At 43.9% G+C, this 10689-nt stretch carries 9 protein-coding genes and 2 pseudogenes; 10 read left to right on the top strand and 1 reads right to left on the bottom strand.

Annotated features, from left to right (window positions below):
* Positions 1-167 precede the first annotated feature (167 nt).
* From WA352_RS20990 to WA352_RS20975, 4 genes are all read left to right on the top strand, one after another.
* Positions 168-677: a rhodanese-like domain-containing protein gene (locus WA352_RS20990; protein WP_005205084.1), complete on the top strand. Its 510-nt coding sequence runs from the start codon at positions 168-170 to the stop codon at positions 675-677.
* 62 nt (positions 678-739) lie between these two features.
* Positions 740-1678, top strand: coding sequence for a serine O-acetyltransferase EpsC (gene epsC, locus WA352_RS20985; RefSeq protein ID WP_004805539.1), 939 nt, complete (start codon positions 740-742; stop codon positions 1676-1678).
* 247 nt (positions 1679-1925) lie between these two features.
* The gene (locus tag WA352_RS20980; protein WP_004654714.1) at positions 1926-2858 is read left to right on the top strand and encodes a family 2A encapsulin nanocompartment shell protein; all 933 of its coding nucleotides are present in this window, start codon (positions 1926-1928) and stop codon (positions 2856-2858) included.
* On the top strand, positions 2833-4803 hold the full coding sequence (locus WA352_RS20975; RefSeq protein WP_033133126.1) for a family 2A encapsulin nanocompartment cargo protein cysteine desulfurase: 1971 nt from the start codon (positions 2833-2835) through the stop codon (positions 4801-4803). Before WA352_RS20980 ends, WA352_RS20975 begins: the two co-directional genes overlap by 26 nt.
* 46 nt (positions 4804-4849) lie before the next feature.
* Here WA352_RS20975 and WA352_RS20970 read toward each other — a convergent pair whose 3' ends face one another.
* Positions 4850-5491: a LysE family translocator gene (locus tag WA352_RS20970; protein WP_033133127.1), complete on the bottom strand. Its 642-nt coding sequence runs from the start codon at positions 5489-5491 to the stop codon at positions 4850-4852.
* A 92-nt stretch (positions 5492-5583) separates the two neighbouring features.
* On the opposite strand from WA352_RS20970, the gene WA352_RS20965 reads away from it, so the two are divergent.
* The 6 genes and pseudogenes from WA352_RS20965 (at position 5584) to WA352_RS20940 (ending at position 10689) form a co-directional block, all read left to right on the top strand.
* Positions 5584-6528, top strand: a complete 945-nt coding sequence (locus WA352_RS20965) for a LysR family transcriptional regulator (RefSeq protein WP_033133128.1) — start codon at positions 5584-5586, stop codon at positions 6526-6528.
* Between the two features lie 252 nt (positions 6529-6780).
* Positions 6781-7533: a GntR family transcriptional regulator gene (locus WA352_RS20960; RefSeq protein WP_336143826.1), complete on the top strand. Its 753-nt coding sequence runs from the start codon at positions 6781-6783 to the stop codon at positions 7531-7533.
* A 44-nt stretch (positions 7534-7577) separates the two neighbouring features.
* On the top strand, positions 7578-9317 hold the full coding sequence (locus WA352_RS20955; RefSeq protein WP_033133130.1) for a fumarate reductase/succinate dehydrogenase flavoprotein subunit: 1740 nt from the start codon (positions 7578-7580) through the stop codon (positions 9315-9317).
* Positions 9318-9327: 10 nt separating this feature from the next.
* Positions 9328-9519 (top strand): annotated as a pseudogene (locus WA352_RS20950) (4Fe-4S dicluster domain-containing protein); the annotation flags it as partial.
* A pseudogene (locus tag WA352_RS20945) lies at positions 9517-9717 on the top strand (ABC transporter substrate-binding protein); the annotation flags it as partial. The pseudogenes WA352_RS20950 and WA352_RS20945, both read left to right, overlap by 3 nt.
* A 129-nt stretch (positions 9718-9846) precedes the next feature.
* Positions 9847-10689 (top strand): ABC transporter permease, encoded by an 843-nt coding sequence (locus WA352_RS20940; protein WP_033133131.1) that lies wholly within the window; start codon positions 9847-9849, stop codon positions 10687-10689.

The raw sequence follows: 10689 nt of genomic DNA, 5'->3' as shown, positions 1-10689 counted from the left end.
AGCATTTTCATTTTAAAATATAGCTCCAAACTATATTCCGAATAAATTAATAAAAACCTATTATTTATCAAAAATAGATATATAAATAAATTTTGCTTATTTTCCTGAATATAAAAACAGTCCTAAGATAAAAACATCATCCCGCTGATGTATGAAAGGTTATAAAAATGAATGCTCAATTTGATTCTACTGATCTAGCAGAATCGACATCTACGATTCACGGTTTATCAAAAAATCCACAAGATATCTTGGCGCGTGCGCAACATTATGCTGAAGAAAATGAACTCGATTTCACTGGCAGCGTTCCCCCACCTGAAGCTTGGTATTTGGTTGAACAAGGCCTAGCGGTATTGGTCGATGTACGTACCAATGAAGAACGCAAATTTGTCGGCTATGTCCCTGAAAGTATCCACGTCGCATGGGCAACGGGCACATCTTTTAACCGAAACCCACGCTTTCTGAAAGAACTGGATAGCAAAGTTGGCAAAGACAAAACCATTCTGCTGCTCTGCCGTAGTGGTAAACGCTCTGCTTTAGCAGCTGCAGCAGCATTTAGTGCAGGTTTTGCCCAAGTTTATAACGTGCAAGAAGGCTTTGAAGGTGATTTAAACGAGCAACAACAACGTAATCAAAGCAATGGCTGGCGTACACATCAGTTACCTTGGTTACAAGACTAATGCTGCTTTTTTAAGCAATTATTTTACGATTTATTTAAGATCTCGTTTTGCAAGGAACTCGCGTGAGTCAATGGAAAATACAGCCTGTCGTCGAAGGCCTACAACAAGCACGACATGAATGGAGAGAGCGTCAACATCGCATCAAAGAATTTGGTGGGCGTGAACTCCCATCTAAGGATGCGCTGAAGTCAATTTTAGATGATCTGTGTGGGATCTTATTTCCAATGCGACTTGGGCCGAGCGATCTACGCCAAGAAACTGAGGATTACTATATTGCCTATACCCTTGACCGTGTCTTGAATGAACTGTTTGCACAGGTCAAGTTGGCTTTAAATTACGAAGCCAAAAGTCGAGTCAAACCGATCCCTGTTTCTAGCAATGAACGTCTGCTGTATGAACAGCAAGTCGCTTTGGCCCAAACCATCGTACAGGATTTTGCCAATACCTTACCTGACATTCGCCGCTTATTGGATGCCGATGTCTGTGCAGCATATGAAGGTGATCCCGCAGCGCATAGCGTTGATGAAGTCTTACTCTGCTATCCAGGTATTTTAGCGATTATTCATCATCGTGTAGCACATCAGCTCTATCACAGTGTACCGCTGCTCTCACGGATTATTTCTGAATTGGCCCATTCAGCAACGGGTATTGATATTCATCCGGGTGCGCAAATTGGGAAAGGCTTCTTTATCGATCACGGCACAGGTGTGGTGATTGGAGAAACCTCAGTGATTGGTGAATATGTCCGTATCTATCAGGCGGTGACGCTCGGTGCAAAACGGTTCGAACTGAATGAAGACGGTGCACTGAAAAAAGATTATGCCCGTCATCCGATCGTGGAGGACCATGTGGTGATTTATGCAGGTGCAACAATTTTAGGCTGTATCACCATCGGTAAAGGCTCAATTATTGGCGGCAATGTGTGGCTTACCCATAGTGTTGCAGCAGGCAGTCAGATTTTACAGTCACCAAGTGAGTCATTACACAATAGTAAAGTTTAATTTAATGAGGTATTTAACCAAGTAAATAAAAAGGCGTAAGAATAAATAACGTATATTCAATACTTATATTTATTTTTCATAATTATATTCTTATGAGTAATAAGCAGATAATTCACGATTATTTATCTCATAATAATATTTTTAAAAAAACTAAATAGCCTCTAGTCTAACGAAATAAATCATTAAATATTATTGCAATAAAACCAATTTTTATTAACAAAGCCAAAGACAACAGGAAAACTTATTCATGGCAAAAACCACAGATAAAGTCCAACTTGCGCTTGGAGATCATGCAGCTAGACAGCTTGCCAATGCCACCAAGACCGTTCCACAACTTTCGACCATTACCCCACGTTGGCTCACACATTTATTGCAATGGATTCCTGTTGAAGCAGGTATTTATCGCGTTAACCGTGTCAGCAACACCGATGATATCCAAGTGGCCTGTACACAACGTGATGAAGCGACTTTGCCGCAAACCTTTGTTGATTATGATGCGCAACCGCGTGAATATTTCTTAAATGGTGTGTCTACCGTCTTGGATATTCATACTCGCGTTGCCGATCTTTACAGCAGCCCACATGATCAAATTAAAGAACAATTACGCTTAACCATTGAAACCATTAAAGAACGCCAAGAAAGCGAGCTGATCAACAACCCTGAATATGGTTTATTGGCCAGTGTCGCAGATGAACAGCGTATCTCAACTTTAAATGGTCCCCCAACACCAGATGACTTTGATGATTTACTGCGTAAAGTCTGGAAAGAACCCGGTTTCTTCTTGGCACATCCAGATGCGATTGCCGCATTTGGCCGTGAATGTACCCGTCGTGGCGTGCCACCACCAACCGTCAGTTTATTCGGTTCGCAGTTCATCACATGGCGTGGTGTCCCACTGATTCCATCGAATAAAATTCCGGTGGAAGATGGTAAAACCAAAATCTTGTTACTGCGTGTGGGTGAAAAACGCCAAGGTGTGGTGGGCTTATTCCAACCAGGCTTGGCAGGTGAGCAATCTCCTGGCCTTTCTGTACGCTTCATGGGCATCAACCGCAATGCGATTGCGTCTTATCTGATCTCACTGTACTGCTCATTGGCGGTATTGACTGAGGATGCGTTGGCTGTGCTCGAAGATGTGGAGGTGGACAAATATCATGACTACCCAGTTAACTACAAGTAACCTATCTTCTACAGGTACTGGGCAAGGTAGTCCAACGGGTTCTGAAGTGGTCGGTGTTAGTCCACCGTCCAACTTCCCAGATGAAGCAACACTTTCAAGGCTTGCCTCTGAATTTTTTGCTGCGCTGCCAAGCTCAGGCAGTAGCCACCCTTCTGGTTTGAATTTGGACTTGCCCAATATCGGTACACCGCCACATCAACCTCAGCCTGCTGAACCTTTAGCAGCGTTAAGTGGTCGTGCGCCGAATATTGCTTATGAAAAAAGTTTGAATCCTGAATATCCTGAGCATATCCCAAACTATCCCGATTATCCTGAACGTCGTGCGATTGCTTCTGCGCCAATGGTTGGTGGAGCGAACTTACCTCGCCCACCAATTGAACCAAATTTTCCACAGGCCATTCATAGTGCACCGAATGTGCCTTTGGTTGAACCTTCTCATCCATCGGCAAGTGAGGCATCACCATTTTATTTTTTAAATGATTTTGCAGCACCCAGCACATCAAATTCTGAATTTGATGCAGCCAGTTTTGCGACTGCTCAATCATTTCAATTACCACATGGCGATGCACTAAAAAGCTTATTGCAGCAAGATCAGGCAAGTTCAACCCAACCCCAAAGTCCTGTCTCTACAGGTTTCTACTTTCTTGATTTGCCACAAAGCAATACGGGTTATGGCAATTACCAGCCTTCACAACCACAGTTTATAGCCAATGCAGCTCAACCTTTGGATATTCAAGCGATCCGTCGTGATTTTCCAATTTTGCAAGAACGCGTCAATGGTCGACCTCTGGTCTGGTTTGATAATGCAGCGACCACGCAAAAACCACAAAGCGTGATTGATCGTATTGCCTATTTTTATCAGCACGAAAATTCCAATATTCATCGTGCCGCACATGAACTGGCAGCACGTGCAACCGATGCCTATGAACATGCGCGTAATGTAGTAGCTCGTTTTATTGGAGCAAAATCATCCAAGGAAATCATTTTTGTTCGCGGCACCACTGAAGGCATTAACCTGATTGCCAAGACCTGGGGTGAGCAGAATATTGGTGAAGGTGATGAAATTATTGTTTCGCATCTTGAACATCACGCCAATATCGTACCGTGGTTTCAACTCACCAAAAAAGTCGGTGCCAAACTCCGCGTCATTCCAGTCGATGATACCGGTCAAATCATTTTGGAAGAATTGCCAAAATTGATCAATGAACGGACTAAACTGATCTCAATTACTCAAGTATCCAACGCCTTAGGTACAGTGACACCTGTGGCTGAGGTGATCAAAATCGCGCATGCCAAAGGTGTACGAGTCTTGGTCGATGGTGCCCAATCGGTTTCACATATGCCAACCGATGTTCAAGCGATTGATGCCGATTTCTTTGTATTCTCAGGGCATAAAGTGTTTGGGCCAACAGGTATTGGAGTTGTCTATGCCAAGCCTGAAATCCTAGAGACGATGCCTGTGTGGGAAGGCGGCGGTAATATGATTCAGGATTTGAGCTTTGAACAAGTGGTTTACCAACCTGCTCCAAATAAATTTGAAGCAGGCACAGGCAATATTGCCGATGCCGTGGGTTTAGGTGCAGCACTGGAATATGTGGAACGCCTTGGTATTCATAATATTGCCCGCTATGAACATGACTTACTGGAATATGGCCAGCATGCATTGAGTACGGTTTCAGGTTTAAGACCAATTGGTACGGCAAGAAACAAAGCCAGCGTGATGTCTTTTACACTTGAAGGTTATTCGACTGAGCAAGTAGGTAAAGCACTGAATCAACATGGCATTGCAGTGCGTTCAGGGCATCATTGTGCTCAACCGATCTTGCGTCGTTTTGGTGTGGAACAGACGGTGCGCCCATCTTTGGCGTTTTACAACACCACGGAAGAAATTGATTTGCTAGTGTCAGTCTTACATCAACTGACCAGAAACAAACGCAGTGCCTAACCCCTCTCCAATAAAAAAGACTGCCTCAGCGCAGTCTTTTTTATGTTCAGGCAAAGGCAACACTCCAAATCAATCGTATTGCAACTACACTGAGAATAATCCCCATTACCCGTTCAAAATACACGCCAAACTCTAAAAAGCGTTTCCGTACAACAGGCTGAGCAAACATAATGCTGACCAAAATAAACCATACGGCATTGACTAGACACATCCAGACGCCATAACCAATTTGAACCTTTAACGGCGTTGCGGGATTCACAATGGTAGTAAAAATCGCCAAAAAGAAAACGGTCGCTTTGGGGTTCAGTGCATTGGTCAAAAAGCCCATATTAAAGGCTTGAATTAAGCTCGGTTTGCCCAGCGCTTCCCCCGCCAGAATATCCAGATTGGCATTCGGTTGACTACGTAAACATTGCCAGCCCAAATAAATCAAATAAGCCGCGCCTGCAACACGTAATAACGACATTAACCAGACACTTTGCTGGATTAGCACGCCAACACCCACCAAGGTATAAAACACATGTACCGAAATGCCGACACCAATGCCGATTGCAGTGATACAGCCAATTAAATAACCATATCGCACACTCTGCCGTACTGTAATAATAAAATCAGGACCTGGTAAAACGACTGCCATAAAATGGATCAATGCCAAGGCCAGAAACTCATGTCCATACAACTGCCACATTTGATTTATCTCCATCATGACTACAGGAAAAAGATTGTATTGCGATTTTTAAAGCGCGATAATCCAATCAAAATCCAAATAACTTTTGCTTCATGAGCACAAATCAAAGTCTGGTTCTGTTAAATGAAATGGCAACCTTTGTCAAAGTTGTCGAAACGGAAAGCTTTTCTGAAACGGCACGTCAGCTCGGCTCAACCCCATCTGCTGTGAGCCGCGCCATTGCCCGTTTAGAACGGGCCTTAGGTACACGCTTATTGCATCGCACCACACGTAAACTGCGCTTAAGTGAAAGTGGTCAGCAGGTCTATGAACGCTGTGTCGACATGGTCAATGCGGCACAAGCGGTAATGGAAAGCTCGGGACAGTTTCATATTGAACCACAAGGCGTGATTCGGATCAGTGTGCCTAAAGCCGTTGGGCATTTTATGCTACATCCACATTTGCCCGAATTCCTGGCACTATATCCTCAAATTGATATTCAACTGCTATTGGAAGACCGCTATATTGACTTGATTGATGATGGTGTCGATCTGGCCATTCGTATTACCGAACAACCACCAGGTGGCTTGATGGGACGGAAACTGATTGATATTGATCATTTAATCTGTGCCACACCCGAATATTTACAGCAACATGGCATACCGCAACATCCACATGATTTAAAGCAGCACCAATGTATTTATTTGGGTGAACAACCGAATGACTCGAAATGGAAGTTCCAGCAAGAACAGAAATCGATTACGGTGCTAGTCCGTGGTCGTTATGCAGCCAATCATACTGGCGTACGCCTCAGTGCCGCTTTACAACACTTAGGCATAGCCAGTTTGCCTTACTTCGTAGCACGCCATGCCTTAGAACAAGGTTCTTTGGTGCAGGTCTTACCTGATTGGCATTTTAAAACCCATTACAGTGGTGGCGCATGGTTGCTGTATCCACCTACCCGTCATGTGCCACCTAAATTGAGTGTCTTCATTCAATATCTAGCGGAAAAATTAGCCGCAGAACCAGTCTTATTTCCGCAAAATACGCCAAGCTAAAACGATCACTTTCATTTATAAATCTAGAGACAATAGCAAACCAAATGAAAATCAATAAATCTTAAGATATTGATTTAAAAATATATATCAATGGAACTTATCCATTCGCAAAACAATAAAAAGCATCTTTATTTTCATCCTGCATGATAGGTAATTCACAAAAACAGATATTTTTTGCTGCATAAGTTATTTTTCTTCATTTTGCATAATCGCTAATCTAACAACCAAGTTGTTATAACAAGTTTAAGTGCAATGAACCAACCGATTGTGAATAAAGTAAGTGGCGAACGCCCATTGTATGATCAAGTCTATCAGGCCCTGCTTCAGCAGATCGTCGAGGGTAGTTATCAGATTCATCAGCAGTTGCCATCTGAAAAAGAACTGAGTGAATTATTTAATGTCAGTCGTATCACCATTCGTCAGGCACTCAATCAACTTCAGCTCGAACACCTGGTTTACAAGATTCAAGGCAAAGGTACTTTCGTCAGCGCACCGAAAACCTTCCAAAACATTTCCCAATTGCAAGGCTTTGCAGAAGCCATGACCAATATGGGACATGAGGTGTTTAACGTGGTCAAAGAATTTCGCTTTATTCCTGCCACACCGCAAATTGCATCGAAATTAAAACTTTCAGTGAATAGCAATGTGGTGGAAATTAAGCGCATTCGCTTACTTAACCGTAAACCGGTTTCATTTGAACTGACTTATTTACCCGAATCGATTGGTTTAGCTTTGCAAGAGATCAACCTCTCCACGCGCGATGTGTTTTTAGCGATTGAAGAAGATTTATCAATTGCCTTGGGACATGCAGATTTAAACATTGACGCCACCCTTGCTGATGAAGAACTCAGTGAACTGCTGCAAGTCGATATCAATGCACCGCTGTTAAGAGTGGAGCGATTGACTCACGATCATGCTGGACACACAATTGACTTCGAATATCTCTACTTCTCAGGAGAGACCTTCCAATACCGTTTAAGAGTAGATCGAAAAAGAAATACCTAACGTCACCAACCTTGTGAATTAAAACGCACTCAAAAAGGCACAACATGAATACGATTACACTGGACTATGACATTGTCGTCATCGGTGGGGGGACGGCTGGCCCAATGGCAGCCATCAAAGCCAAAACAGCCAACCCCAACCTGAAAGTTTTATTGATTGAAAAAGCCAATGTGAAACGCAGCGGTGCAATTTCAATGGGCATGGATGGCCTGAATAATGCTGTTATTCCGGGCTATGCCACGCCTGAGCAATACACCAAAGAAATTACCATTGCCAATGATGGCATTGTCAATCAAGCCACCGTCTATGCCTATGCCAAACACAGTTTCACCACCATTCAGCAACTGGATCAATGGGGGGTGAAATTTGAAAAAGATGAAACAGGTGAATATGCGGTCAAAAAGGTCCATCACATGGGTGCTTATGTACTGCCGATGCCTGAAGGCCATGACATTAAAAAAGTCCTGTATCGCCAACTGAAACGTGCTCAGGTCAAAATCAATAACCGCATTGTCACTACTCGCCTACTGAAAAATGCCGAGGGAGCCATCAACGGTGTCCTCGGCTTTGACTGTCGCAATGGTGATTTCTATGTGATCAAGACCAAGGCTGCGATTTTATGTTGTGGGGCTGCTGGACGTTTGGGTCTACCTGCATCTGGCTATTTGATGGGCACCTATGAGAATCCAACCAATGCTGGCGATGGTTATGCCATGGCTTACCATGCAGGGGCTGAACTCTCCAATTTGGAATGCTTCCAGATCAATCCGCTGATTAAAGATTATAACGGCCCTGCCTGTGCCTATGTGACCGGTCCATTGGGTGGTTATACCGCCAACAGCAAAGGCGAACGTTTTATTGAATGTGACTACTGGTCGGGCCAAATGATGTGGGAATTTTATCAGGAACTGCAAAGTGGCAATGGCCCAGTGTTCCTGAAAATGGATCATTTGGCGGAAGAAACCATTCAAACCATTGAAGAAATTCTGCATACCAATGAACGCCCAAGTCGTGGCCGTTTCCATGAAGGTCGTGGTACCGATTACCGACAAGATATGGTGGAAATGCAGATTTCAGAAATTGGATTCTGTAGTGGTCACAGTGCGTCTGGGGTGTGGGTCAATGAAAAAGCCGAAACCTCCGTCAAAGGCCTGTATAGCGCGGGCGATATGGCAGCCGTTCCACATAACTACATGCTGGGTGCCTTTACCTATGGCTGGTTTGCTGGGGTCAATGCCGCTGAATATGTCGTAGAACAAGCCGATTCAGAACTGAATGCTGAGCAAATTGAAGCTGAAAAAGCCCGTATTTTTGCACCTTTACACCGTCCAGAAGGCTTGTCATCAGAACAAGTGGAATACAAGTTGCGTCGTATGGTCAATGACTACTTACAGCCACCCAAAACTCGACAAAAAATTGAGATTGCGCTGAAACGCTTTGAAGAAATCAAAAGCGATATTGAGCAGATCAATGCCAGCCATCCACATGAATTGATGCGTGTTGCAGAAGTCGCGGTGATTCGTGACTGTGCTGAAATGGCCGCGCGTGCTTCGCTCTTCCGTGAAGAAAGCCGTTGGGGACTCTATCACTACCGTGCAGATTGCCCTGAAAAAAATGATCGGGACTGGTTCTGTCATACCCATCTGAAAAAAGATCAGCACGGCAATATGGTCAGTTTTAAAAAAGCAGTTGAGCCTTATTTCATCCCAATTGAGGAAGATGAAGCCAACGCTTACAACCTATTGCGTATTCAAAAAAAATTAGTCGCTGAAACAGTCGAATAAGGAACATCACATGGCTTTTATTTTTAAAGAAATTGCCCACCGCACTGCCGCACCTGTGTTGGTGGATGAAGATAAATGTATTGCGGACAAAGGCTGTACCGTCTGTGTTGATGTTTGCCCAATGGATTTATTGGCGATTCATCCAGAAAGTAAAAAAGCCTATATGCAGTTTGATGAATGTTGGTATTGCATGCCATGCGAGAGCGGTAAAAATATCCGTGTGATCTACAACCAAGACCGTAATTTAAAAATCAAATTACTGGCCAATCTGGCATGGTATGCCACCGATAAAAACGGTCAGATCAGTGCCTTCTTACTGCGTGGAGATGCCAACAATTGGGCCAAAACACATGGCGGTAAAGTCTATGACTTTAATAATGCCCAAAAGCTGGTGAAGTGATCAAATCCCTCCCAACCTCCCTTTAGCAAGGGAGGAGCCTCACGAATCTTAGTCAGTCTTTAGACTCGTGAAAAGTCCCCCTTTTAAAGGGGGATTTAGGGGGAATTTTGAGATTCAGGAGAAATAAATATGAATAGTTTAGCGGATACCCAACCAATTCAGTCTAAGGCAATCCGCCCTGTGCTGATATTCTCAAAAAGCCGAGTGATTTCATACAGCTTGAGTGCCGTGTCACTGGTATTCAGTCTTGTGTTTTGGCAACTGGCCTCGCAGTACCATTTAAATTTGGGACTGATCAACTTTGCCAATGTGCCTTCGCCACGAGATGTTATTCAGTCGCTGCTTGCTTTTGGCGAACTGGATACTGCCCTTGCCCATGTCAAAGCCAGTATCACTCGAGTGTTGATTGGCTTCTTACTCGCCGCAGTGGTCGGTGTCCTTTTCGGATTATTGATTGGTTATTCCAAAACCTTGGCAGCCCTATTGATGCCACCGCTAGAAATCTTGCGTCCGATTCCAGCCGTGGCATGGATTCCCTTGGCGATTCTGATGTTTCCTTCCTCAGAAGCCTCAATGATTTTTATTACCTTTTTAGGTGCACTATTTCCAATCTTACTCAATACCATTCACGGGGTTGAGGCGGTTGATCAACGCCTCATTGCATCCGCAAAAAGTCTAGGTGCGGGTCAGTTTGCCATTTTGTACGAAGTGATTATTCCAGGTTCATTACCCAGTATCACCACGGGTTTAGCCATTGGCATGGGCACTTGCTGGTTCTGTCTGGTTACGGCTGAAATGATCTCTGGTCAGCTCGGTATCGGCTATTTCACTTGGGAATCCTTCACCTTGCAAAATTATGCAGACATCATTGTTGGCATGCTGTTAATCGGTGCATTAGGTATGTTCAGCAGTGCTTTTCTGCGTTATCTCGGCAAAAAACTTACCCCATGGTACCAGTTAAGGAAGGCATAA

The organism is Acinetobacter sp. 102 (assembly GCF_037028485.1).
Taxonomy (GTDB): Bacteria; Pseudomonadota; Gammaproteobacteria; order Pseudomonadales; family Moraxellaceae; genus Acinetobacter; species Acinetobacter higginsii.
Note: the sequence above shows the minus strand (reverse complement) of the source record. Positions and strands in the feature narration are given on the sequence as shown.

What these genes read in the sequence shown, in the direction of transcription:
- WA352_RS20990 (WP_005205084.1), top strand. Translation starts at nt 168, where the DNA reads ATGAATGCTCAATTTGATTCTACTGATCTAGCAGAATCGACATCTACG.
- WA352_RS20940 (WP_033133131.1), top strand. Translation starts at nt 9,847, where the DNA reads ATGAATAGTTTAGCGGATACCCAACCAATTCAGTCTAAGGCAATCCGC.
- WA352_RS20970 (WP_033133127.1), bottom strand. Translation starts at nt 5,491, where the DNA reads ATGTGGCAGTTGTATGGACATGAGTTTCTGGCCTTGGCATTGATCCAT.
- WA352_RS20960 (WP_336143826.1), top strand. Translation starts at nt 6,781, where the DNA reads ATGAACCAACCGATTGTGAATAAAGTAAGTGGCGAACGCCCATTGTAT.
- WA352_RS20955 (WP_033133130.1), top strand. Translation starts at nt 7,578, where the DNA reads ATGAATACGATTACACTGGACTATGACATTGTCGTCATCGGTGGGGGG.
- WA352_RS20975 (WP_033133126.1), top strand. Translation starts at nt 2,833, where the DNA reads ATGACTACCCAGTTAACTACAAGTAACCTATCTTCTACAGGTACTGGG.
- WA352_RS20965 (WP_033133128.1), top strand. Translation starts at nt 5,584, where the DNA reads ATGAGCACAAATCAAAGTCTGGTTCTGTTAAATGAAATGGCAACCTTT.
- WA352_RS20980 (WP_004654714.1), top strand. Translation starts at nt 1,926, where the DNA reads ATGGCAAAAACCACAGATAAAGTCCAACTTGCGCTTGGAGATCATGCA.